This window comes from Achromobacter mucicolens (genome assembly GCF_029866465.1).
Lineage (GTDB): Bacteria > Pseudomonadota > Gammaproteobacteria > Burkholderiales > Burkholderiaceae_B > Achromobacter > Achromobacter mucicolens.
In genome coordinates this window covers 3,437,511-3,461,305 of sequence record NZ_CP123364.1, presented here as the reverse complement: position 1 = coordinate 3,461,305, position 23,795 = coordinate 3,437,511, and the positions used below count along the sequence as shown (strand labels likewise).

At 67.5% G+C, this 23,795-nt stretch carries 23 protein-coding genes and 1 pseudogene; 15 read left to right on the top strand and 9 right to left on the bottom strand.

Translation table 11 applies throughout. The features are described from left to right. Complete coding sequence (crcB, locus tag QEP15_RS15765; protein ID WP_056324169.1) at window positions 1-393, top strand: fluoride efflux transporter CrcB; 393 nt, start codon at window positions 1-3, stop codon at window positions 391-393. Window positions 394-412: 19 nt separating this feature from the next. On the opposite strand, the gene QEP15_RS15760 is transcribed toward crcB, so the two are convergent. The 3 genes from QEP15_RS15760 to QEP15_RS15750 all read right to left on the bottom strand — a co-directional run bounded on the left by QEP15_RS15760 (window position 413) and on the right by QEP15_RS15750 (window position 3,179). After that, window positions 413-1,201, bottom strand: a complete 789-nt coding sequence (locus QEP15_RS15760) for a GntR family transcriptional regulator (protein ID WP_280147680.1) — start codon at window positions 1,199-1,201, stop codon at window positions 413-415. Between the two features lie 22 nt (window positions 1,202-1,223). Next, the gene (locus QEP15_RS15755; RefSeq protein ID WP_152384827.1) at window positions 1,224-2,189 is read right to left on the bottom strand and encodes a tripartite tricarboxylate transporter substrate binding protein; all 966 of its coding nucleotides are present in this window, start codon (window positions 2,187-2,189) and stop codon (window positions 1,224-1,226) included. 87 nt (window positions 2,190-2,276) lie between these two features. Further along, the gene (locus tag QEP15_RS15750; protein ID WP_062840649.1) at window positions 2,277-3,179 is read right to left on the bottom strand and encodes a LysR family transcriptional regulator; all 903 of its coding nucleotides are present in this window, start codon (window positions 3,177-3,179) and stop codon (window positions 2,277-2,279) included. 85 nt (window positions 3,180-3,264) lie between these two features. Between QEP15_RS15750 and QEP15_RS15745 the strand changes: the two genes are divergently transcribed. The 5 genes from QEP15_RS15745 (at window position 3,265) to QEP15_RS15725 (ending at window position 8,026) form a co-directional block, all read left to right on the top strand. Beyond that, entirely contained in the window at window positions 3,265-4,110 is an 846-nt protein-coding gene (locus tag QEP15_RS15745; RefSeq protein WP_217617502.1) for an HpcH/HpaI aldolase/citrate lyase family protein, read from the top strand. A gap of 49 nt (window positions 4,111-4,159) precedes the next feature. Further along, window positions 4,160-5,389: a CaiB/BaiF CoA transferase family protein gene (locus QEP15_RS15740; protein ID WP_280148917.1), complete on the top strand. Its 1,230-nt coding sequence runs from the start codon at window positions 4,160-4,162 to the stop codon at window positions 5,387-5,389. Between the two features lie 55 nt (window positions 5,390-5,444). Continuing rightward, complete coding sequence (locus QEP15_RS15735; RefSeq protein ID WP_217617503.1) at window positions 5,445-6,449, top strand: cyclase family protein; 1,005 nt, start codon at window positions 5,445-5,447, stop codon at window positions 6,447-6,449. A gap of 65 nt (window positions 6,450-6,514) precedes the next feature. Beyond that, window positions 6,515-7,513, top strand: coding sequence for a Bug family tripartite tricarboxylate transporter substrate binding protein (locus tag QEP15_RS15730; protein ID WP_280147679.1), 999 nt, complete (start codon window positions 6,515-6,517; stop codon window positions 7,511-7,513). A 66-nt stretch (window positions 7,514-7,579) separates the two neighbouring features. Next, window positions 7,580-8,026 carry a carboxymuconolactone decarboxylase family protein gene (locus QEP15_RS15725; protein ID WP_152384824.1) on the top strand — a complete coding sequence of 149 codons (447 nt, stop codon included), beginning with the start codon at window positions 7,580-7,582 and terminating at the stop codon, window positions 8,024-8,026. 57 nt (window positions 8,027-8,083) lie between these two features. Here QEP15_RS15725 and hpnE read toward each other — a convergent pair whose 3' ends face one another. The 3 genes from hpnE to hpnC are packed head-to-tail and all read right to left on the bottom strand — an operon-like array spanning window position 8,084 to window position 11,110. Next, window positions 8,084-9,406 (bottom strand): hydroxysqualene dehydroxylase HpnE, encoded by a 1,323-nt coding sequence (gene hpnE, locus QEP15_RS15720; RefSeq protein WP_280147678.1) that lies wholly within the window; start codon window positions 9,404-9,406, stop codon window positions 8,084-8,086. After that, complete coding sequence (hpnD, locus tag QEP15_RS15715) at window positions 9,403-10,266, bottom strand: presqualene diphosphate synthase HpnD (RefSeq protein ID WP_056324191.1); 864 nt, start codon at window positions 10,264-10,266, stop codon at window positions 9,403-9,405. The genes hpnE and hpnD overlap by 4 nt, the downstream gene beginning before the upstream one ends. A 13-nt stretch (window positions 10,267-10,279) precedes the next feature. After that, window positions 10,280-11,110: a squalene synthase HpnC gene (hpnC, locus tag QEP15_RS15710; RefSeq protein WP_142054634.1), complete on the bottom strand. Its 831-nt coding sequence runs from the start codon at window positions 11,108-11,110 to the stop codon at window positions 10,280-10,282. A 149-nt stretch (window positions 11,111-11,259) separates the two neighbouring features. Between hpnC and alr the strand changes: the two genes are divergently transcribed. The 6 genes and pseudogenes from alr to QEP15_RS15680 all read left to right on the top strand — a co-directional run. Next, window positions 11,260-12,387: an alanine racemase gene (gene alr, locus QEP15_RS15705; RefSeq protein ID WP_056324196.1), complete on the top strand. Its 1,128-nt coding sequence runs from the start codon at window positions 11,260-11,262 to the stop codon at window positions 12,385-12,387. Between the two features lie 127 nt (window positions 12,388-12,514). Then, window positions 12,515-13,234, top strand: a complete 720-nt coding sequence (locus QEP15_RS15700) for an SDR family oxidoreductase (protein ID WP_056324199.1) — start codon at window positions 12,515-12,517, stop codon at window positions 13,232-13,234. A 167-nt stretch (window positions 13,235-13,401) separates the two neighbouring features. Then, window positions 13,402-13,953 carry a sigma-70 family RNA polymerase sigma factor gene (locus QEP15_RS15695; protein ID WP_280147677.1) on the top strand — a complete coding sequence of 184 codons (552 nt, stop codon included), beginning with the start codon at window positions 13,402-13,404 and terminating at the stop codon, window positions 13,951-13,953. After that, entirely contained in the window at window positions 13,950-14,933 is a 984-nt protein-coding gene (locus tag QEP15_RS15690) for a FecR domain-containing protein (protein WP_217617505.1), read from the top strand. Before QEP15_RS15695 ends, QEP15_RS15690 begins: the two co-directional genes overlap by 4 nt. A gap of 87 nt (window positions 14,934-15,020) precedes the next feature. Further along, on the top strand, window positions 15,021-17,447 hold the full coding sequence (locus QEP15_RS15685) for a TonB-dependent siderophore receptor (RefSeq protein ID WP_217617506.1): 2,427 nt from the start codon (window positions 15,021-15,023) through the stop codon (window positions 17,445-17,447). Continuing rightward, a pseudogene (locus QEP15_RS15680) lies at window positions 17,444-18,553 on the top strand (PepSY-associated TM helix domain-containing protein); the annotation flags it as partial. The gene QEP15_RS15685 and the pseudogene QEP15_RS15680, both read left to right, overlap by 4 nt. A gap of 71 nt (window positions 18,554-18,624) precedes the next feature. Here the strand turns inward: QEP15_RS15680 and hpaI are convergent. The 3 genes from hpaI to QEP15_RS15665 all read right to left on the bottom strand — a co-directional run bounded on the left by hpaI (window position 18,625) and on the right by QEP15_RS15665 (window position 20,709). Beyond that, window positions 18,625-19,425, bottom strand: coding sequence for a 4-hydroxy-2-oxoheptanedioate aldolase (hpaI, locus tag QEP15_RS15675; protein WP_152384817.1), 801 nt, complete (start codon window positions 19,423-19,425; stop codon window positions 18,625-18,627). 37 nt (window positions 19,426-19,462) lie between these two features. Further along, a complete protein-coding gene (hpaR, locus tag QEP15_RS15670; protein WP_056324211.1) occupies window positions 19,463-19,924 on the bottom strand; it encodes a homoprotocatechuate degradation operon regulator HpaR in 462 nt (153 codons plus the stop codon). A 107-nt stretch (window positions 19,925-20,031) separates the two neighbouring features. Next, window positions 20,032-20,709 carry a hypothetical protein gene (locus QEP15_RS15665; protein ID WP_280147676.1) on the bottom strand — a complete coding sequence of 226 codons (678 nt, stop codon included), beginning with the start codon at window positions 20,707-20,709 and terminating at the stop codon, window positions 20,032-20,034. A 419-nt stretch (window positions 20,710-21,128) separates the two neighbouring features. On the opposite strand from QEP15_RS15665, the gene radA reads away from it, so the two are divergent. The 3 genes from radA to QEP15_RS15650 all read left to right on the top strand — a co-directional run bounded on the left by radA (window position 21,129) and on the right by QEP15_RS15650 (window position 23,663). Then, window positions 21,129-22,490: a DNA repair protein RadA gene (radA, locus tag QEP15_RS15660; protein WP_056324216.1), complete on the top strand. Its 1,362-nt coding sequence runs from the start codon at window positions 21,129-21,131 to the stop codon at window positions 22,488-22,490. Window positions 22,491-22,518: 28 nt separating this feature from the next. Then, complete coding sequence (locus tag QEP15_RS15655) at window positions 22,519-23,298, top strand: sulfite exporter TauE/SafE family protein (RefSeq protein WP_280147675.1); 780 nt, start codon at window positions 22,519-22,521, stop codon at window positions 23,296-23,298. A 146-nt stretch (window positions 23,299-23,444) separates the two neighbouring features. Further along, window positions 23,445-23,663 carry a hypothetical protein gene (locus QEP15_RS15650; RefSeq protein WP_056324221.1) on the top strand — a complete coding sequence of 73 codons (219 nt, stop codon included), beginning with the start codon at window positions 23,445-23,447 and terminating at the stop codon, window positions 23,661-23,663. Window positions 23,664-23,795: the final 132 nt, after the last annotated feature.

Below are 23,795 nucleotides of genomic sequence, written 5' to 3'. Positions count from 1 at the left end.
ATGTCCGCTTATCAAACGCTGGTTCCCCTGAATTTCCTGGCCGTGGGCCTGGGCGCCATGTTGGGCGCCTGGGCCCGCTGGCTGATGGGCCTTTGGCTCAATGCCGGCTCCTGGCCGTGGGGCACGATGGCGGTGAATCTTGCGGGCGGCTACCTGGTGGGCGTGGCGCTGGCGCTGGTGGCCGGGCACCCGGAATGGCCGGCCTGGGTGCGGCTGGGGGCCATCACGGGTTTCATGGGCGGACTGACCACGTTCTCGACCTTTTCGGCGGAAACCGTGGCGATGCTGGAACGCGGGGCGTACGTCAGCGCGCTGAGCTACGCCGGATTCAGCCTGGCTGGGTCGCTGGCGCTGACGGCGGCGGGTCTGGCCACGGTCAGCCTGCTGCGCTAGCCGGCACCACCTGCGGCGCTCAGGCGCCGTCCGAGGGCGTGGCGGCGGGCGCGGGCAGCCACGTGGGCTGGCCGGGCATGTCGTGCGCCTGCATGTCCATGCGGTATTCGTAGCGGTCCGGCCGATAGCGCGCATGCAGCCATTCCACCGGCCGGCCGGAAGCATCGCGCACCACGCGATGCAGGCTGAGCAGGGCCGACCCCACCGGCACGTCCAGAAGCTCGGCGATGCCGGGTTCGGCCAGCACGGCCGAAATCGATTGCTCGGCCCGCGCCACGTGCACGCCCAGATCGCGGAAGATGGCGAGCAGGGGTTTGGCGCCCAGGTCCTTGCGGCGGATGCGCCGGCCGATGTCGTCCGGCACGAACGTGGTCAGGTACGAGAACGGCTGTCCTTCGTGGCTGCGCACGCGCACGGCGCGCTGCACAAGCGCGCCCGGCGGCAGTTCCAGGCGCGCGGCCACCAGCGGCGTGGCCGGCGCGGTGTCCAGTTCCAAAAGGCGCACCTGGGTGTGCATGCCCATGCGGGCCAGGTGTGCCATCAGCGCGTCGATGCCCGCGCCGTGCTGCGGCGCCCCGAACGTGGCGGGCGCGAGGGCAAAGGTGCCGCGCCCCTGACGCCGCTCGATGAGGCCATCGGACGCCAGCGCGTCGAGCGAGCGCCGGATCGTCAGGCGCGACACCCCGTATTCGGCGGCCAGCGCGTTTTCGCCCGGCATGGCGCTGTCCGTGGCGAATCCGCCCGCTTCCAGCCGTTGCTTCAGCAGCAGATAGACCTTGTGATAAAGCGGCAGCGGGCTGGCGGGCACGATGGGAGCTCCTGGTTGGGGTTCAGTCGACGGTCGCGCCGGTGAACTTGACGATCTCGGCGTAGCGCGCGATGTCCTGGCGCACGAACTCGTCCAGTTCCTGCGGGCTGCTGCTCACGGCGGTGGCGGCCTCGCCCTCAAGCAGTTTGCGGAACGACGGCGTATCGACGGCCTTGCGCGCGGCCGCGTTCAGCGCCGCCAGCTTGTCGGCCGGGAGCTTCGCGGGACCGAAGAGCGCGAACCACGCGTTCGATTCGAAACCCGTGATGGTATCGCCGATGGGCGGCACGCCGGGAAACTGCGGCAGCGGCTTCGGACTGGACACCCCCAGCGCGCGCAATGCGCCGCTCTTGATGTGCGGCAGCGCATTGAGCGAACTGGCGAACATCATGTCCACCTGGCCGCCCAAGAGGTCGGTGATGGCGGGCGCCGTGCCCTTGTACGGCACGTTCAGGATGTCCAGGCCCGCCATCATCTTCATGCGCTCGCCGGCCATGTGCAGAGAGGATCCGATCGCCCCCAGCGCCATCGTGTACTTGCCGGGGCTGCCCTTCACCAGCGTGACGAACTCTGGCATGGTGCGCGCCGGGAAATCCTTGCGCACGACCAGCACGCTGGGCACGTTGGCCAGCATGCTGATGGGCGTGAAATCGGCCACGGGGTCGAAGGGCAGGTTCCGGTAGAGCGTCGCGTTGATGGAGAAGCTGGTGAACGTGACCAGCAAGGTGTTCCCGTCGGGATTGCTCTTGGCCACGTAGTCCGCGGCAATGTTGCCGCCCGCGCCCGGTTTGTTTTCGACCACCACGGGGCGTTTCAGGTCCAGCGCCATGTGCTGCGCGATGCTGCGCGCCACGGTGTCGGTCGTGCCGCCCGGCGGCGCGCCCACCACCAGCCTGATGGCGTCGTTCTGGGCAAGGGCGGGGGCCAGCGGCATGGCGCATGCGGCCAATAGCGCGCAGCCCGCGGCGATTCGATGCAGTCCCGGCATGAGTTGTCTCCTGATATGTTGTATTGAGGACAATACAAGTATAGGAAGACTGCACGGGGCGCGCCAGCGCGTTTGCCCTACCTGCGGTCACTGCGGCGGCGCGTTGCCCGTTCCTGGCGCCTTGGCGTACTCCATGATGGCAATGTCCCGGAAAGCCTGGATCAGCGCCAGGCGCGGCGACACGCGCGACCAGATCAGCCCGAAGCGGCGCGGCTCGCAGTGCTCGGGCAGCGGCAGGGCCAACAGGCCCAGCCGTTCGATCGTGCCGTTGGTGGACTGGGGCAGGATCGCCACGCCAAGGTCCCGGCTCACCATGACCGCGATCGATTCGATCGCGTTCAATTCGAACCGGTCGCGCGGCGTGATGCCGACGCGGCGCAGGTAGTCGTCGACATGGCGTCCGCTCCAGTCGCTGCGCTGATAGCGGATGAACGGCTCCGCGGTCAGCAGGCTATGCGGGTGCCGGCCCGCATGGCGCGGGGCGGCCGCCAGCACATAGGGTTCTTCGCGCAGCAACTGCCAGCCCAGGCTCTTGGACAGGGGGTAGGGCGCCTCCAGCGCGATGGCGGCGTCCAGCTCGCCGCTTTCGATGGCCGGATAGAAGCGGGCGGAATGCCCGGGCTGGATCTCCACGCTGATGAGCGGATGGCGTCCGACCAGGTGTTCCAGAATGGCCGGCACCATCGAGTTCAGCGCCGTGTTGCCGGCGCCCAGCCGAAGCTCGCCCATCATCTCGCCGGACCGCGCCAGGTACCGGATCTTTTCGATCCGCTCCAGGACCTCGCGCATCGGTCCGATCAGCTCGATCGCCTTGGCCGTCAGGTGCACGGTGCGCCCGGCGCGCGCGACCAGCGGCACCCCCAGTTCCTGTTCCAGTTTGCGCACCTGCTGCGCCACGGCGCCGTGCGTCAAGCCAAGGCGGCGCGCGGCCTCGGCCATGGAGCCGTGCTGGGCGACGGCGGATAGCGTGTGCAGGAAGTCGGTATTCATGATGATAGGAATTCTATCTTTTTATCGTATGCCCGCTTTCCCCTGGCAAGCGCCCGCGCGATCACAATGCGCCCAGGAGACCACAATGAGAAGCAAGCTTTTTGTGCCGGCGTCGCGCCCGGAACTATTCGACAAAGCCCTGGCCAGCGAAGCAGATGCGCTGTCTTTCGATCTGGAAGACGCCGTCGCGCCCGCGCGCAAGCCAGCGGCGCGCCAAGCGCTGGCCGACTGGCTGGCCTCGCCGGCTTTCCGGGCGGCGCAATCGGAACATCCCAAGAAAATTATCGTCCGCGTCAATGCGGCGGACACGTCGTATTTCCCCGAAGACGTGGATGCGCTGGGCGGCTTGCCGATCGACATGGTGAATCTGCCCAAGGTCGAGTCCGCCGATGCGCTCCGCGAGGCCGCGGCGCGCGCCGCGCAGGCCGGCTTCGAGGGCGAACTGCTGGTCACCGTGGAAACGCCGCAGGCGCTGGCGCGCGCGGCCGAGCTGGCGGCGGCGCATCCGCGCGTTGCCGGCCTGCAACTGGGTCTGGCCGACTTGTTTGAACCGCTGGGCATCGACCGCTACCAGCCCGAAACGCTGCGCGCGGTGATGCTGGCGTTGCGCCTTGGCGCCGGCTGCGCGGGCAAGTACGCCATGGACGCCGCCTATGCCCGGGTGCGCGACGGCGAAGGCTTTCGCGCTGAAGCGCAGCTGGCGCGATCCCTCGGTTTCCTGGGCAAATCCTGCGTGCATCCCAGCCAGGTCGCCATCGCCAACGAGGTGTTCGGGTTCAGCGCCGAAGAGATCGGCGCGGCCGAACGGATCGTTGCGGCGAGCGAGGCCCAGGCGGGCGTGGGCGCCTTTTTGCTTGACGGCAAGATGATCGATGCGCCTTTCGTGCGCCGCGCCCGCGACGTATTGCTGGCGGCCGGGCGGGCCGCCTGAACCGGTCTGCGCGACGCGCGGCCGAGCCATTTATCGGATGAATTGCATGATGGAATTTGAAACCCCGGGTCAACTGCCGCTGGCCGGCGTCAAGGTCCTGGATCTGAGCGCCTACATCGCGGGCCCCTACGGTTGCGCGCTGCTGGGCGACATGGGCGCGGACGTCATCAAGGTCGAACCACCCGAAGGCGACAACCTGCGCAAGTACCCGTCGACGCTGCCGGCCGAGAGCCGCGCGTTTCTGGGCATCAATCGCAACAAACGCGGCCTGTGCCTGAACCTGAAGGACCCGGCAGGCTACGAGGTGCTGGTCCGGCTGGTGCGCGAGGCCGACGTGCTGGTCCACAACTTCCGGCCGGGCGTTCCGGAACGTCTGCGCATCGACTTCGCGACGCTGGCCGCCATCAACCCGCGCCTGATCTATTGCGCGATGACGGGCTATGGCGCGGCCGGTCCGATGGCGCGCCACGCCGGCTACGACCAGGTGCTGCAGTCCATGACGGGGATGTGCGCGGCGCAAGCCAAGCCCGATGGCCCGCCGGAAGTGCTGTACGGATCGGTGGTCGACTACTACGGCGCCGCGCTGATCTCCAATAGTGTGTCCGCCGCGCTCTATCAGCGCGAGAAAACCGGGCGGGGGCAGGCCATCGAAGTCTCGCTGCTGGGCAGCGCGCTGGCGATGCAGTCGGCCCGTCTGGTGTGGGCCGAGGGCGAACCGCGCCGCATCGAACGCGACATGCGCTCGGGCGGGATCACGGGCATCCATCCCACGCGCGAAGGCCATCTCTACATCTCGGCCAATACGCCGCATTTCTGGCGCGCGCTGTGCGGCCATCTGGACCTGCCCGATCTGGCCGATCATCCCGATTACGACACGGTGAAAAAGCGCGCCGCGCAGGCGGCAGTGCTGGTGCCGCTGGTACGCCAGGCCTTGGCGCGGGCGTCGGCACGCGAATGGGCTGAGCGCTTCGGCCAGAGCGTGCCGTGCGCGGAGGTCCGGCCTGTTGAAGACATGTTCGACCACCCGCAGGTGGAGGCGATGGGATTCATGCGCCCCTATCGCAGCGAGCAGGCGGGTAACTATCTCGGGCTGGCGCAATGGGCGCACTTCGGCGGCGCCGTGCAGGATGGCGCGCAAGCAGCCGCCCATGAAGCCGGACAAGATGCCGCCGGACGCGCCGCGCCGGGATTGGGCGAACACAGCCGCACAATTCTGTCCGCCCTGGGATACACCGCGGACGAAATCGACCACTTGCTGCACGCCTCCGTGGTGCAATAAGCCGTAACAAACATCAAAAGCATCGTCCGGCAAAAAGGGCGAGGAGACACAAATCATGAATGCAGCGCAACGGTATCTGCGCCGTCCGGATGGATCGAACTGGGGCGATTTCGGCCCGGAAGACCAGCTGGGCACGCTGAACCATCTGGACAGCCAGGCGCGCCTGGCCGCCGTCGCCGAGATCCGCACGGGGATGTCGTTCTCGCTGAGCCTGCCGCTGACCGTGCCGCGCGCGCCAGTGCTCAATCCGCGCCGCAAGGGGCCGGTGATCCAGCCGGCCGAAAAGAACGGCGTGCCGGTCTACCGCTATCCGCTGGACCGCGACGTGCCGGGCGCCACCGACGTCATCAGCGATGACCGCGTCACGCTGTCGCCGCAATATTCCACGCAATGGGACGCGCTGGGCCACGTGGGTTCCATGTATGACGCGCACGGCACGGGCCAGCCGCAGCCCACCGGCTACAACGGCTTCACGGTCAGCGAGCCCGCAGCCGAAGGCTTTACCGGCACGCGCGACCTGTCGATTGCGCCGATGGCGCGCCACGGCATCCAGGGACGCGGCGTCATGGTGGACCTGCGCGCGCATTTTGGCGATGCGCAGCGCAAGGTATCCCACCGCGATCTGATGGACGTGATGCGGGCCGATGGCGTCGAGGTCCGGCCCGGCGATGTGCTGTGCCTGCATACCGGCCTGGCCGACCTGGCGTTGACGCTGGGCGATGACGCGCAGGAGCGGCTGAAGACCAGCTGCTGCGTGCTGGACGGCGCGGATGCGGACCTGCTGGCGTGGATCAAGGACAGCCGCATCGCGGCCATTGCCGCCGACAACCATGCGGTCGAGCTGCGCAACCATCACCTGGACGCGGGCAAGGGCGCGCTGCTGCCCTTGCACGAGCAATGTCTTTTCAAGCTGGGCCTGCCCTTGGGCGAGCTCTGGCACCTGACCCCGCTGGCGCAATGGTTGCGCCAGCACGGCCGGCATGCCTTCTTCCTGACCGCGGCGCCCATGTACGTGCCCGGTCTGGTGGGCGCGCCGGTCAACCCCATCGCGACCGTCTGACGACGGATCGCGCCACGACCCTTGAACGATTGAACATCCCCGCAGGGGAGATCCGAGGAGCACACATGAAGAAAACCCGTCGCACGGCCCTGGCCGCCATTCGCCCGCTGGCAGCCGCCATCGGCCTGGCCACCGCATTTGGCGCCACGTTTGGCACCGCGAACGCCGCCGGTTATCCGGAGCAGCCCATCACCGTGGTGGTGCCGTATTCCGCCGGTGGCGGCGCGGACAACGCCGCGCGCATCATCGCGCAAGGCATGGGCGAGGTCGCCGGCCAGAGCGTGGTGATCGAGAACAAGGGCGGCGCCAGCGGTTCCATCGGCGCGGCGTTTGTGGCGCGGGCCAAACCCGACGGCTACACGGTGCTGTTCGACGCGTCGTCCTTCGCGATCAATCCGGTGCTGCGCAAGCTGCCCTACGACGCCAAGAAAGACTTCATCCCGGTTTCGCAGGCCATCAGCGTGCCCAACATCCTGGTGGCCGCGCCGGGCTCCAGCTTCAACAACCTGCAGGACTTCATTGATGCCGCGCGCGCCAAGCCCGGCCGTATGACGTTTGCGTCCTATGGACCGGGCAGCCTTGCGCAGATGGCCGCCGAGCTGCTCAAGAAGGATGCGGGCCTGGATATGGTGCACGTGCCCTACAAGGGCGGCGCACCGGCCATCGTGGACGTCATGGGCGGTCAGGTCGACGTCTACTTCGCCAACGCCGCGTCCAGCCTGAACTACGTCAGCGGCGGCAAGTTGAAGGCGCTGGCGGTCTCGTCGGACAAGCGCATGCCCGAACTGCCCAATGTGGCGACGGTGGGCGAAGCCGGCATCAAGAACTTCAACGTGGTCGAGTGGAACGGCTTCTTCCTGCCGGCTGGCACCAGCCCGGAAGTGGTGGCCAAGCTGCAGGAACTCGTGCAAAAGGCGCTGACGCGTCCCGATACCCGCGAGAAGCTCGCCAAGCTGGGCCTGACGCCGGTCGGCAGCAGCGCCGCCGATTTCGCCAAGTTTGTCGATGCGGAACAGTCCCGCTGGGCCGAGGTCGTGAAAACCAATAACATCCAGGTGAATTGATCCTCCGGGGGCGGGCGCGGCATCGTTTGCACGCGCCAGCCCCCGATCCGAATGGAGATTGACCTGATGAGCCGGCAAGACGATTTCGAACGCGGCCTGGCGAACCGCCGCGCCGTGCTGGGCGATGAATGGGTGCAGCGATCGCTCGATCGCGCCACTACGTTCACTGCCGACTACCAGAACATGATCACGCGCTACGCGTGGCACGACATCTGGAGCCGCCCCGGCCTGCCGCACAAGGCGCGGCGCATGATGGTGCTGGCGGTGACGTTGTCGCTGGGCCGATGGGAAGAATTCGAGCTGCACGTGCGCGCCGCGCTGACGGTGCAGGATGCCTCGCGCCTGACACCCGACGAACTCAAGGAAGTGCTGCTGCAGAACGCCATCTATGCAGGCGTGCCGGCGGCCAATACCGCCTTCAATCTTGCGCAGAACATCCTGCGCGATGTCGCCGCGCAGATCGGCCATGAATTGGCCCCGGCGGACCCGCGCCAAGCCGACCTGTTCGACTAGCAGGCCGGCTGACCGGCCTTTTCAAGGCGAGGGCGACGCGCGATTCGTCCGGCCTTTTCAGTCCGCGCGGGGGTTGAGCACGCGGGCAGCCAGCAAGCCGCTGCGCACGGCGCCTTCCAGCACCCCGGGGTAGCCCGTGTCGGTCCAGTCGCCGGCCAGCGCCAGCGTGGGCCACGGCGTGGAGTTCAGCGGGCGGATAAGTCCTGGCACCGCGGCGAACGTCGCGCGCTTTTCAATGAAGAGTTCGGCGGCCGACACGTCCGGCATCGGCGGCAGCCTGAGCGGATGCGCGGCGGCCTGTTCGGCCACCTGGTCGATCAGGGCTTCGATCACCTGCCGCCGGTTGCGTTCGCCCATGCCGACCGCGGCGCTGGCTACGAGCGCCAGTTCGCCGGCCTTGGTATCGCCGGCAAGCTGGGCGCGGTCGAACACCCACTGGCCGGCATGACCGCGGGCCGCGTCCTCACGCAGCATCATCATCGGCTCGGGCAAGCGCCACGGGCTTGCCAGGCGGATGTTCAGCGTCGCGATGGGCAGGTAGTCGAAGGCCTTGAGCGCATCGAGCAGCCCGGGGGCGCCGGCCTTGCGTAGCGGGCCGTCCAGCAGCCGCGCGGCGAAGGTGGGCGGCACGGCCAGCACGGCGGCGTCAAAGCGTTCCTGGTTGATGTCGATGCCATCGGCTGACGGATGCAGCTGGCGCACCGTGCTGCCATACCGCATGGTGACCTGGCGGGCGGCGGCGTCCGGCCACAGCGCCGACAGGTCGGTGCAGGGCAGAAGCAGATCGCTGTCCTCGCGCGCGCCGGCCAGGCTGTCGCGCAGCACCCGGGCGAACAGCACGGCGCTGGCCTTGGCGATCGGTGTGTTCAGCGCGGCCAGGCATAGCGGTTCCCATACCTGCCGGATCAGCACGTCGGACTGCGCGTGATAGTGCAAGAGGTGCAGCACCGTCCAGTCGCGCGGCGGCGTCCAGGACATGGTCTTCAAGCCGCGCATCAGGCGCAGCATCGCAAACCGGTCGCCCCACGAAAGGCCGCGCGCACGCAGCACGGCCAGGGCCATGTTCAGCGGCGCCGGAATGCGAGGTGCGGACAGGTTAAAGCGCCCATCCAGGCTGGCAAGCCGCAAGGGGCGCCGCATCAGCAGGGCGTCCGGGTTGCGGCCCACGCGGCGCATCAGCGCCAGGGTTTCCTTGTAGGCGCCGCACAAGAGGTGCTGGCCGTTGTCCAGCGGTGCATCGAATTCGTCGTGAAAGACGCGTCGCGCGCGTCCGCCCGGGGTGTGCCCGGCCTCGAACACCGTGACTTTCGCGCCAGCTTCACGCAGGGCGACGCTGGCCGCCAGCCCGGCCCAGCCCGCGCCAATGACTGCCGCCTTCACCGCGCCAACCGGCGGACCAGGCCGCGTCCGCCGCCCACCCAGGTTTTCCAGGCAAGCCAGAGTTTGCGCAGGGGCGTGAGCGAAATGCGCTGGTGCAGCACCTGCCAGTTGTCACGCTCGATCTCGTCGAGCAGCGCGTGGTAGATGGCGGCCATCATGAGTCCGGGCCGCTGCGCGCGGCGGTCCGCCTCGGGCAGGTTGCTCATCGCCTCGCGGTACAGCTCGCGGGCGCGGTCGGCCTGGAACTTCATCAGCGCGCTGAAGCGGTCGGAATACTCGCCATTCAGGATGTCCGAGGCCTTGACCTCGAACTGCTGCATGTCGTTGACCGGGATATAGATGCGGCCGCGGCGCGCGTCGTCGCCCACGTCGCGGATGATGTTGGTCATCTGGAACGCCAGGCCCAGCTTTTCGGCGTACACCAGCGTCTTGGGATCGGAATAGCCGAACACGCCGGCGGACAGCTCGCCCACCACGCCGGCGGCATGCCAGCAATACTTGCGCAGGCCGGGCCAGTCCAGGTAGCGGGTCTGGTCCAGGTCCATTTCCATGCCGTCGATCACGGCCAGCAGGCGGGCGCGGGTGATCGAACAGGTCTCCAGATGCGGCTGAAGTGCGCGCGTCACGGGGTGATCGGGCTTGCCGTCGAACATCTGGTCGACCTGCGTGCGCCACCACGCGAGCTTGATGCGCGCCAGCGACGGATCGGTGCATTCGTCGACCACGTCGTCCACTTCGCGGCAGTACGCGTACAGGGCCGTGATGGCGCGCCGGCGCTCGGGAGGCAGGAACAGGAAGGAATAGTAGAAGCTGGAACCGCTTTTGGCGGCTTTTTCCTGGCAATACTCGTCAGGGGTCATTAGGCACGGCCTGTTACTTGATGGAGCGCCACAACATGATGGCCCAGTCTTTGGCGCCCAATTCGGGGCGATTCATGAAAACATCGTAGCCGCTCGCCTCGATCCGCTCCAGGACGCGCAGCCCGCCTTGCACCACCAGGCGCAGCTCCAGGCCGATGCGGCCGGGCAGGCGGCGCGCCAGCGGAGCGCCGAAGTGTAGCAGCGCCCGCGTGCGTTCGACCTGGAAGGCCATCAGCTCGCGCCAGGCGGGCGTAAGGCGGCAGGCGGCCAGGTCTTCGTCCGAGACGCCGTGGCGGCGCAGGTCTTCCTGTGGCAGATAGACGCGGTGCTTGTGCCAGTCCACCCGCACGTCCTGCCAGAAGTTCACCTGCTGCAGGCCCGTGCAGATGGCGTCGGACTCGGTGATGTTCTGCGGCGTGCTGGCTTCAAAAAGGTGCAGCATCAGGCGCCCGACCGGATTGGCCGAGCGGCTGCAGTAGTCCATGAGGGCAGGGTAGTCTTCGTAGCGCTTGACGGTGAGGTCCTGCTCGAAGGCGGACAGCAGGTCGTAGAAGGGCGTGATCGGCAACTGGTGCCGGGCGATCGTCTGCGCCAGCGGCGCGAAGATGTCGGACAGGGGCGGCAGGCCGGGCGCCGGGGGCGTGCCGGGTTCGGCGCCGATGCGGTGCAACTCGGTGCGGAACGCGGCCAGTTGGGCCAGGCGCTCCTCGTCGGTCGCGCTGCCTTCGTCGGCAATGTCGTCCGCGGCGCGGGCGAACCGGTAGATATCGGTCACGGCGCCGCGAAGCCTGCGCGGCAGCAGCAGCGAGGCAACGGGAAAATTCTCGTAGTGATCGATGGACATGGAAAGTAGCCTGTGAACAGACCAGGTCTGCAAAGACGGCGCAAAGCGGAAAACGGTCTCATTTTAGAGTAGTCGCCCGCGCTTGATCTGACCGCCTGCCGACGGGGGCGCCGGATCAGTTAGACTTGGACGCCACAGGATCTCACACCATGCCGCGCCCAATCTCCGCTACCGTTTCCGTTTCTGCCCTTGCGCACAACCTTGACGCCGTGCGCCGCCACCTGGACCAGACCGCCGCCGCTGCCGGCGGGGTGCCGCCATCGATCTGGGCCGTCATCAAGGCCAACGCCTACGGACACGGCATCGAACAGGCGGTGGCCGGCTTTTCCAAGGCGCAGGGCCTGGCCATGCTCGACCTCGAAGAGGCCGTGCGCTGCCGCGAGGCCGGCTGGGGCGGGCCGATCCTGCTGCTCGAAGGGTTCTTCAACCCCTCCGACCTGGACATCGTCGACCGCTACCACCTCAGCACCACCGTCCATCAACGCGATCAGCTCGACATGCTGGCCCGCGCCCGCCTGTCGCGCCGCGTGGACATCATGCTCAAGCTCAACAGCGGCATGAACCGCCTCGGTTTCACCCCGGCGGCCTTTCCCGCCGCCTTCGAGCGCGCCATGCTGCTTCAACAGCAGGGCACGCTGGGCTCGGTCGGCAAGATGACCCATTTCGCTTGCGCGGACGGGCCGCAGGGCGTGAACGAACAACTCAGCGTCTTCAATTCGGTGACACATAAGCTGCCGGGCGCGATCAGCGTCTGCAACTCGGCCGCCGCCTTGCGCTTTGCCGACATCGCCGTCGGCTCCGAGAGCCAGTCGCACTGGGTGCGCCCGGGCATCTGCCTCTACGGCGCGTCGCCGTTTGCGGACGCCGAAGCCGCGTCGTTCGGGCTCAAGCCCGCCATGTCGCTCAATTCGGAAATCATCGCCGTCCAGGAAATCAAGGCCGGGGACTCGGTGGGCTATGGCGCCTTGTTCCGCGCGGAACGCGCCATGCGCATTGGCATCGTGGCCTGCGGCTACGCTGACGGCTACCCCCGTCACGCCTCCACCGGCACGCCGGTCGTGGTCGCCGGCATCCGTACCCAATTGCTGGGCCGGGTGTCGATGGACATGCTGGTCGTGGACCTGGGGCCCGTGCCGTCCGCAGGCGTTGGCTCGCCGGTTTGCCTATGGGGCGAAGACGGCCCCTCGGTGGATGAGGTCGCCAGCGCGGCCGGCACCATCGGCTACGAATTGCTCTGCGCCCTGGCCCCGCGGGTCCCGGTCACCCGGGATGCCTGACGCGTCCGGTGGGCAAGAATTGCTACGCAAATTACAAGACACACGACGCCGGATGGTGTCTACTTTGAAAACCGGGCGCTCAGGGGCCCGTTTTTGACCAAGAAAACAGACTGCGAGGTTTCATCCCATGAAGGACAAATGTGTGCTCATTACGGGCGCCACCAAAGGCATAGGCTGGGCGCTTACTCAGCGGTTGTCCGACATGGGCTGTCATGTGGTGGGCATCGCGCGCAACACGGCCGACGTCGATTTTCCGGGGTACCTGTACGCCTGTGATCTGGCCGACGCCGGCCGTACCGAAGAAGTCCTGCGCGAAATCCGCGAAAAATTCCCGGTCGACGCCGTCGTCAACAATGTGGGCATCGTGTCGCCGCAGCCCCTGGGCGAAATCGACCTGGCCACGCTGTACAACGTGCTGGACTTGAACGTGCGCGTGGCGGTGCAGGTGACGCAGGCGTTCATCGAATCCATGAAGGCCCGCCGCGCCGGGCGCATCGTCAACGTGGTCAGCCGTTCCATCCACGGCGCACTGGACCGCACCGCCTATTCCGCCGCCAAGAGCGCGCTGGTGGGCTGCACGCGCACCTGGGCGCTGGAACTGGCCGAATACGGCATCACCGCCAATGCCGTGGCGCCGGGCCCCATCGAAACCGAAATGTTCCGCGCCACCCGGCCCGCCGGCAGCGACAACGAAAAGCGGGCGCTGGCATCGGTGCCCATGAAGCGGCTGGGCACGCCGGCCGAAGTGGCGGCAGCAATTGCCTTCCTGCTGTCGGACGACGCCGGCTTCATTACCGGCCAGGTCCTGGGCGTGGACGGCGGCGGCAGCCTGGCCGGGCGTTCATGAATCCCGGCGCTGCCCGCATGAACAACGCACCTTCGGGTGCGTTTTTTTTGGCCGGCGGTGCTTGCGAACGTTTCGCGCGCGCGTCCCGCCGGGCAGGGGAACCTGTCCAACCGGACCCGCCATTGTTTGTATAATAATAACTATCATTTCCATTTTGGATGCTCGCCGTGTCGGACCGAGAGCACGCAGTTGCCGCATCGCTTTCCGCCCTGTACACCGCGCACTGCGGCTGGTTGCAGAAATGGCTGAATCGCCGTCTTCAGGACAATCATCAGGCCGCCGACCTGACGCAAGACACCTTCGTGACCTTGATGGTGCGGCGGCAGGCGCTGGCCGACGTGCGCGAGCCGCGCGCATTCCTGACCACCATCGCGCGCGGCCTGCTGGTCGATTTCTGGCGCCGCCGCGACATCGAGCACGCATGGGCCGAGACCCTGGCGGCGCGTCCTGAAGTCACCCACCCATCCCCCGAAGTGCAGGTCCAGGCGCTCCAGGCGCTGGTCGAGATCGATCGCAAGCTTCATCGCCTGGGCGTGCGCGCGCGCGCAGCCTTCCTGATGCATCGCATCCACGGCATGACGCACGAGGCGATCGCGGCGCAATTGCGGGTGTCCGAACGGACCGTCCGCAACGACATTGCACAGGCCATGCTGTGCTTTCTGCTCGACACCGACCTGCAGCCGGACGGCTTGTGCCGCGGCACGGCGAGTAGCCGATGAGCGCCGCCGCCGTCGACTCACGCATCCTGGAAGCGGCCGCGCGTTGGTACGCGCTGCTCACCTCGGGCGCGGCCAGCGCGGCGGATCGCGCGCGCTGGCAGGCCTGGCTGGACGCCGATACGGCGCATCGCCGGGCGTGGCAGCGCGTTGAGGACGTGGGCGCGCAATTCGATGCGTTGATCGCGCAGCCGATGGGCCGGGAGGCCAGCGTCGCCAGCCTGAACGCCGCGGCGCAGGGCCGGCGTGAGCGCCGCCGGCTGCTGACGGTTGCGCTGATCGCGGGCGCGGCAGGACTGCTGGGCCTGGGCGCCGCGCAGTCGCCGGTGGGGCGCCGCACCTGGGCGGCCTGGCAAGCGGACCTGGTCACGCCGGTGGGTGGCTCGCACGAGGCCCAGCTTGCCGATGGCACCCGAGTCCGGCTCAATACCGATACCGCGGTGAAGGTGGACTACACCCGCGACCAGCGCCGCCTGGTGCTGCTGCGCGGCGAGATCATGATCGCCACCGCGGCCGACCCGGGGCGCACCTTCGTGGTGGACACACCTGAAGGCCGGATGCAGGCGCTGGGCACGCGGTTCAACGTGCGCAGCCTCGATGGAGAAACCACGCTGGCGGTGCTGGAGGGCGCGGTGCAGGCGCATTTCACGGGCGCGCCGCCGGCGGGCTATCGGGTCGACGCCGGCATGCGCATGCGTGGCGGCGCGCAAGGCATCGAGGCGCCCGCGGCGCTGCGAGCCGCCGACCACAACTGGACGCGCGGCATCGTGCAATTCGAGGAGGCACCGCTGGCGCAGGTCGTGGCGGAACTGGCGCGATACCGCCGCGGGCATCTGGGCTGCGCCGACGACGTGGCCGCGCTGCGCGTGACGGGCACGTTCCCTCTGCATGACAGCGATCGCGCGCTGCGCCTGCTGAGCGAGGCCTTGCCGCTGCGGATCAGTCAGCCGATGCCGTGGTGGACGACCCTGCAGCCACGCTGAGATCCCGCCGTTACAAATTAGTTTGCCGCTTTTGCCGCGCTCATCCGGCCTATGGGCAATTCAACACCCATATCGCGGATTCGTGGCATGACCAACCCCCTGATTGTTTTTCCCCTCCGTCCGATCCGCCGTGCGCGCATCCTTCCGCTGGCGCTGGCGATCGGCGTGGCGCTGGGCGTCGCGGCGCCCGTCAGCGCTGTCCACGCGCAGGCGGCCGAAACCCAGGTCCGCCAGTTCGACATTCCACCCGGCCCATTGAGCCAGGTGCTCAATCTGTACTCGGCCGAAGCCGGTCTGTTCGTCAGCGGCCACGGCGACCTGAGCGCCGGCCGCCATAGCCCCGGCGTGCGCGGCCGCTATTCGCCCGAAGCCGGCATGGCGGCGCTGCTGACCGGCACGGGTCTCGTGGCCGAACGCCTGCCCGACGGCGGTTTTGTGCTGCGGCAGGGGCGCCAGGACGTGACCTTGCTGGAACCCATTGCGGTCACCGCCCAGATCGAACGCCCGGACGGCCCGGTGCTGGGCATCGCGGCCACGCGCAGCGCGACGGCCACCAAGACCGACACGCCGATCATCGAAACGCCGCAATCGATTTCCGTGGTGAGCGCAGCGCAGATCAGTGATCAAAAGGCGCAGAGCCTGCAAGAGGCGCTGGGCTACACCCCCGGCATCATGCCCGGCCTCGTCGCCAAGAGCTCGGTGTTCGAAGACACGATGTTCATCCGCGGCTTCGAGGCCAACCCGCAGACCGGCAGCTACTACCGCGACGGCATGCGCTACATGATCAATCAGTACAACGGCAAGCAGGAGCCGTACGGCCTGGAACGCGTGGAGGTGTTGCGGGGCCCGTCATCGGTGCTGTACGGCGCCGCGGCGCCGGGCGGCATCGTCAACACCGTGACCAAGCGCCCGCCCGGCGAATCGATGGGTGAAATCAATGTGGACGGCGGCAGCTTCGACCGCCGGCAGATTTCCGCGGACATCGGCGGCCCCATCGATGAGGCTGGCGTGTGGTCCTATCGTCTGACCGGCCTGTTCCGCGAAAGCAAGCAGTTCGTCGATTACGGCTCCGATGATCGCACCTACTTCGCGCCCGCCCTGACGTGGCGTCCGACGGCGGCCACTTCGGTCACGCTCCTGGCCAACTATCAGCGCAGCAAGACGTTCAATCCGCCGGAAGTGCCGGTCACCGGTTCGCTCTGGACCAACCCGAACGGCCAGATCCCGCGGTCGCGCTTTCTGGGCGAGCCCAACCACAATCGATTCGATATCGAATCGACCTCGCTGGCCGTGCTGATCGAGCACGCGTTCGACGACACGTTGAAGTTCCGCCAGTCGATGCGCTATTACGACGCAGACCTCAACATGCGCTATGTCCTGTTGCAGGGCGACGTGGATGCGGCGACGCAGCGCCGGGTGGCCCGCTCCGCACGCGGCTTTAACGACCGCACCACGGTGCAGACGATCGACACCAACATCGAGAAGCGCTTCGAGACCGGCCCCGTCACGCAGACGTTTCTTGCAGGCTTCGACTACACGCGTTCGACCTACAACAGCGACCGCCTGCGCGGCAATCTGCCGCCCATCGATGTTTTCGATCCGGTGTACCTGCCCGGCGACGTCGTGGCCTTGCCTTGGCAGCAGCGCCGCAACACCGAGCATCGCCTTGGCATCTACCTGCAAGATCAGATCAAGATTGCGGACAAGGTCGTGGTGCTGCTGGGCGGGCGGCATGACAACGTGCGCGCGGAGAATCGCGCCCTGCATGCGCCGTCCACCAATTCGAACGACAAGGACTCGGCATTCACGGGCCGCGCGGGTGTCGTGTACCTGGCCGACAACGGCCTGGCGCCGTATGCCAGTTTCAGCCAGTCGTTCGAACCCACCAGCGGCCGCGATCGCAACGACGGCAGCTTCGAGCCCAGCCGCGGGACGCAGTACGAAGTCGGCATCCGATACCAGCCCGCGGGTGAAGACGTGATGCTGAGCGCCGCGCTCTTCAACCTGGAGCGCAAGAACGTGCTCACGCCGGATCCGGTCGATCCGACCTTTCTGGTGCAGACCGGCAAGGTGCGCTCTCGCGGCCTGGAGCTCGAGGCGCGAGCCCGCGTCACGCCGCAGGTCGATGTGATTGCCGCCTACACCTACACCGACGCCCGCGTGGTCCAGAGCAACCTGCCGGGCGAGGAGGGCGAGCGCTTCAACACGCCCCGGCATGCCGCGTCCGTGTGGACCGACGTGAACCTGTCGGAATGGGTGTTGATGGGTTTGAAGGCCGGCGCGGGCGTGCGCTATGTGTCGGCGCGCCCAGACCGGCCGTCCAGCGGTTCGCTCGGGGGCGCGGGCTACACCCTGATTGATGCGCGCGTCAGTTATGAAAGCGGTCCGTGGCTGTATGCGCTGAACGTCACCAACCTGATGGACAAGACCTACATCCCGTCCATTTGCTACAACGGCCTCTGCAACTACGGCGAGCCGCGCCGCATCATCGGCACGGTGAGCTACCGCTGGTGACCGTGCGCGCGGCGCTGCTGCGTCTGCATCGCTGGACCGGCCTGGTGCTGGCGGGCTTTCTCGGCCTGGTGGCCCTGACTGGCATTCCGCTCGCGTGGTATGAAGCGCTGGACGCCGCCGCGGCCCCCGCGCTGCACCGCGTGTCGCCGCCAACGGCCGACGACGCGCGGCTTGACGCCCTGACGCTGCGCGAGCGCGTGGCCCGCTTTGTGCCGGGGGCGGCGATGCCCGCCACGCCGCTTGGCGGACAGGCCGGACGCAGCGTGGCGTTCCCGGTCTGGCTGCATGAGGACGGCGCCGCAGGACCCGTGTTGCACGAGGTATTTGTCGACCCGTACGATGGCGCCATTCTGGGCCAACGCCGCTGGGGCGATCTGCGCGAAGGGCTGCGCAATCTGATGCCGTTCTTGCATCGCATCCATACGGCGTTGCTGTTCGAGGGCATCGGCGAACTGTTGCTCGGCATCGTCGCATTGGCCTGGACGCTCGATGGATTTGTCGGCGCCTGGCTCACGCTGCCGCCTCGAAACCGCTCGCGCAAGCCGGCCATGTCCTCGTCCCTGTGGCAGCGTTGGGCGCCGGCCTGGCGCATCCGTTGGCAGGGCGGTCCGCACAAACGCAATTTCGATCTGCACCGCGCCGGCGGGTTGTGGCTGTGGGCGGCCTTGACGGTGATGGCGTGGAGCAGCGTCGCGCTCAACCTGCCGGCGGTCTACGATCCGGTGATGCGCGCCGGTTTGAGCTATCAGCCCGATCCGCGGCGCGGCGCATCCGGCACGGCCGGCGATCCGATGCCGCCCGTGCAGGCGCGCGATGCCGGCCGGCAACTGATGGCGCAGCTGGTCGCCCGAGAGGGGTTTGCCGTGCTTGGCGAACATTGGTTGGCGCTGGATGCGCGCCGCAATCTCTATCGCTACAGTGTGCGCAGCAGCCGCGATCTGCGCACCCGCAGCGGGGCCACGTCAGTGGTGTTCAGTGCCGCGGACGGACAGCTGGCGGGCAGCCATCTGCCAACGGGTCGGGCAGCGGGCGACACGGTCAAGCATTGGTTGACCAGCCTGCACATGGCGGCGCTTTGGGGCTGGCCCTTGCAGTTGGCGGTCGCGCTGGTCGGCGTCGTTACCTTGGTGCTGAGCGTGACCGGCGTCTGGTTGTGGTGGACGCGCCGCCGCGCGCGTCAGTACGGACCCTTGCCCGCGGCCACTGCCGCCGCTTCCTTGAACTCGCCCGCCAGCGCTTCGGCCGCGCGTGCCAGCAGCACTGCGTCCACGCCCACCGCCACGAAGGTGGCGCCCAAGGACAGATAATGCTTGGCCTGCGCCACCCCGCTGTGCAGGATGCCCGCGGCCTTGCCGGACTGCACGATGCGCGCAATCGCGTCATCGATGGTCTTTTCGACCACCGGATGCTCCGGCTGGCCCAGATATCCCATGCTGGCCGACAGATCGGCAGGTCCGATGAAGACGCCATCCACGCCGTCCACGGCAAGGATCGCATCCAGGGCCTCGATGCCGGCGGGCGTTTCGATCTGCACCAGCACGCACATTTCGTCGTTGGCGCGTTCAAGGTAGTTCGGGATGCGGTTCCAGCGCGACGCGCGCGCCAGCGCGCTGCCCACGCCGCGAATGCCTTGCGGCGGATAGCGCACGGCGGCCACCGCGTCGGCGGCTTCCTCGGCCGACTGGATCATGGGGACCAGCACCGTCTGCGCGCCGGTGTCCAGGATCTGCTTGATCTGGACCGGGTCGTTCCAGGCCGGGCGCACCACGGGCGCCACCGGGTAGGCCGCCACGGATTGCAGTTGGGCCAAGGTGGAGTCCAGCGTGTTGGGCGCGTGTTCGCCGTCGATCAGCAGCCAGTCGAAGCCGGCGCCCGCAAGAATTTCCGAGGTGTACGCGCTGGCCAGGCCGGCCCACAGGCCGATCTGAGGTTTGCGGTCGCGCAGGGCTTGCTTGAACGAATTCGTCAGGAGGTCCATGGACGTCGGATTGTCTAAGAGGGAAGGGGGAACGGCGTCAGGGCGTGCCGGCATCGCGCGTGGGGCCGTCGCGCTTGATGAGATCGACCATCGCGTCCACGTCGCGGTACAGGCGATCGAGCAATTCCTTGCCGATCCTTTCTTCGATTTCCTGGTACTTGGCGTCAACCATGGGACGCATGCGGTCGATGAGCTTGTTGCTTTTGACGGTCAGGGAGATTTCCTGACGGCGCTGGTCGGCGCTGGAGCGCGTGCGCTTGATGAGTCCTTGCTCTTCCATGCCGGCCAGCATGCGCGTCAGGCTGGGGCTCAGGATCTGACAGGCGCGGGCGATCTGGTTGGGTTCCAGCGAGCCCACCTCGCTCAGCGTGCGCAACACCCGCCATTGCTGTTCGGTGACGCCCGCCGCGTGCAGCACGGGACGGAAATGCGCCATCAGCGTTTCGCGCGCATAGAGCAGCAAATGGGGAAGATTGCGGTGGTGGAAGCTCGGACTCATGGCGGCTATGTTAGCAAGAAGCCGCCCAAAAATTGCTCAATTCTTCGGGCCTGTGGGTGGCCCGCGCCGGCGCGGGGGCGGGCCGGCGCAGGGGCCGGCCCGGTGGGTCACGCCGGGTTCTGGCGGGACAGCTCCTGCAGGTCGTCCGGCAGGGTGAAATCCGGCGCGCCGCGCTGCAACTCGCGCAATGCGTGAACGGCGTCTTCTTCGCGGTCGTCCACGATCAGGCCCCGAATCTGGGCCACCCGGGCCTCGATGTCCTGCTCGGTGAAGGCGACGACCTGTTGCGATTCCGCGGGGGCTTCCTGGGCAGCGGCCGGCGCCGCTTCCTGGGCCGCAGTCTCGGCTGCCGCCGTTTCAGCCGCTGCCGGGGCGGGCGCGGCCGCAACGACGGCCACAGCAGGCTGCGCCGTGGCCGGTTGGGCGGGAACCGCCGGTTCTTGCTGCAAGGCGACGACGCGGCGCAGGGGCGGCGCGTCGCTGGCTGGTGTGGCCGGCGTCGAGGCGGCCTCCGGGGTTGCCTCGTTTGCCTGCACGGCAACCAGTTGCATTTGGGGTTCGGTGTCGTCGATGGCTTCGCGCATGTCGGTCCAGGCGAAAAGCCCTGCCACCATCACGGCGCAAGCGGCTGCGCCCCAACCGGGGTGCCAGCTATGGCCAGGGTGCCATCTGCGGCGCACCGCTGCATCCAGTTCCGGATTGGCGCCGGGACCCGGCTTGCGGTACAGGGCGCGCAGATCCCGTTCATCGTCTTCGTCAAAAGGGGGGCGATAGGTAATGCTCATGCGCGTACTCCTCGCATATACGCCGGGTGGCACGACGTATCCGCGTTTGACCTTTGCGTGCGCCGCGCCGGTGATCCGGCGTCTAGTCGTGCTGGGGTCCTGTTCCGGTTTGAGCGGCCTCCGGGGAGGCTGCGGGTGATTGCGCCGCGATTCGCCACGAAGTGCGTCGCAAAGGACGTCCGTCGTGCCGTATGCCGTCCGATCTGGACGGTTCGACAATATGCGCTGCACTTGGCGATTATGCGCGATTTGAAACGGATCGGGCAGTAAATTTCTTGTGTTTGCATCATGTAACTGCTGTACGTCCCTTTTTGTGAAAGCTGTCTGAAAGAAATGGCCTACGCGGGACGTGGCGGCGCGTGACAAGCGGGTCCTCGTCCTCGCGCGACGCCGGCAAGTTGCCGGGTACACTTTCGCGCATGGCTAAAACCCGAACCGTATATGTGTGCGCCGACTGTGGCGGCACCACCCCGAAGTGGCAGGGCAAATGCCCGCATTGCAATGCCTGGAACACGCTTGAAGAAACGGTGGAGTCGTCCGCGCCCGCGGCGGCCGCACATCGTTATGCGCCGCTGGCCTCGTCCAGCCCGGTGCGCAGCCTGTCCGAGATCGAGGCCCGCGAAACGCCACGCCAGCCCACCGGCCTGGACGAATTCGACCGCGTGCTTGGCGGCGGCCTGGTGGCCGGCGCCGTGGTGCTGATCGGCGGCGATCCCGGCATCGGCAAGTCAACGCTGCTCTTGCAGGCGCTGGCCTCGCTGTCCGAAACCACCAACGTGCTGTACGTGACGGGCGAAGAGTCCGCCGAACAGGTCGCATTGCGCGCGCGCCGGCTGGGCCTGCAGACCGGCAACGTCAATCTGCTGGCCGAAATCCGCCTCGAAGCCATCCAGGCCGCGGTGTCGGAACAAAAGCCCACCGTCGCCGTCATCGACTCCATCCAGACGCTCTATAGCGGCGAACTCACTGCGGCGCCGGGATCGGTGTCGCAGGTGCGTGAATGCGCCGCGCAGCTCACGCGGCTGGCCAAGCAAACCGGCATCGCCATCGTCATGATCGGCCACGTCACCAAGGACGGCGCGCTGGCCGGACCGCGCGTGCTCGAGCACATCGTGGATACCGTGCTGTATTTCGAGGGCGACACGCATTCGTCGTTCCGCCTCGTGCGTGCCTTCAAGAACCGCTTTGGCGCCGTCAATGAGCTGGGTGTGTTCGCCATGACCGACCGCGGCCTGCGCGGCGTGGCGAATCCTTCCGCGCTCTTCCTGTCGCAGCACGAGCAGCAGGTCGCCGGTTCGTGCGTCATGGCCACGCAGGAAGGCACGCGTCCGCTCCTCGTTGAAATCCAGGCGCTGGTCGACAGTTCCCACGCACCCAATCCGCGCCGTCTGACGGTCGGCCTGGAAGGCAACCGTCTTGCCATGCTGCTGGCCGTGCTGCACCGGCACGCGGGCGTGTCGACCTTTGACCAGGACGTTTTTGTCAACGCGGTCGGCGGCGTGCGCATTACCGAACCCGCGGCCGACCTGCCGGTGCTGCTGGCCATCATGTCGTCGCTGCGCGACCGGCCGCTGCCGCGCGGGTTGATCGCATTCGGCGAGGTGGGCCTGGCCGGCGAGATCCGGCCCGCCCCGCGCGGCCAGGAACGTCTGCGCGAAGCCGCCAAACTGGGTTTCTCGGTGGCGCTCATTCCCAAGGCCAACGCGCCGCGCCAGCCCATCGAGGGCCTGGAGATCTGGGCGGTCGATCGCCTGGACGCGGCACTGGAAAAGCTGCGTTGATGCGTCGCGACGTCTGTTGGAGCAACACGTGAGTCTGTTCGTCATCGCCGCCTGCCTGGCAGCCGGCGGCCTGATCGGTTTCATGGGCGGCGTGCTGGGCATCGGGGGCGGACTGATCGCCATTCCTGTCCTCGTCCTCCTGATGGGAATGTCCCAACAGCTTGCGCAGGGCACGGCGCTCATCATGGTGTTGCCGACCATCATGATGGCAGTGCGCAAGTACAACCAGCAGACCCGCATCGACAAGCGCGTCGCGCTGGCGGGCGCGGCGGGCGCCGTGGTGTTCACGTGGGTGGGCGCGCGGATGGCGCTGGGCATCGACTCGACCTTGCTGCGCCAGAGCTTCGCGGTGTTCCTGTTCTTCATCGCACTGTTCTACGTCTGGCAGACCTGGCGCGCCTCGCGTCCGGCGGCGCGCCGCGCGCCACCGCCAAAGCGCCCCGCGCCGGTCTTCACGCCGCGCCGCGCAAGTGTGCTGGGCATCCTGTGCGGAACGCTGGGCGGATTCTTTGGCGTCGGCGGCGCCGTGCTGGCCGTGCCCATCATCACCACGGTCTTTCGCCTGCCGCAGACCACCGCACAGGCGCTTGCGCTCAGCATGGTGATCCCGGGTTCCACGATCGCGCTCATCACCTACACGTGGGCGGGACAGGCGAACTGGATGGTCGGCGCGCCGCTAGCCATCGGCAGCCTGATCTTCGTGCCCATTGGCGTGCGGCTAGCCTACCGGCTTCCTGAACGCAAGCTGAGAGCCTGCTTCGCGCTGATGCTGTTCGCCACCGTGGCGTTGCTGGCGTTCGAGGGATAGCAACAATTCTTGAGTGACGGAAAAATTGTGGTTCTTCGTTGAACCTTCTGAAGGGGCAGGCTTCAAACCGCATACGGGACTTGCGGCATCGTGCCGCCCCGTAACGGCAAAAGGCCTTCGGCCTTCACCAACCAGGAGTACCACAAATGACGACTCACTCCCGCATTGCTGCGTTTCTTTCCACCTCGGCCCTGTGCCTGGGCCTCGCCGCCGCACCGTCGGCGTTTGCGGCCGGCGCCAGCAAGACCGGCGACACCAAGACCCAGGCGCATCACAAGCATCACAAGGCTGACAAGTCGTCCGCCAAGCATTCGGCAGGCGCAGCAAACACGCACAAGTCTGGCGCCACGACGCCGACGAAGTAACCGCGCCGGGCGGCAACGCCCACGTTCATTTGCGCGACAAAGACTGACCGGACACGCGGGGGCCGGAAAGTCGAAAGCCTCTCGGTATGGGCGCCGAGAGGCTTTTTTGTGTCTGAGGCCCGGCTGGGCGCC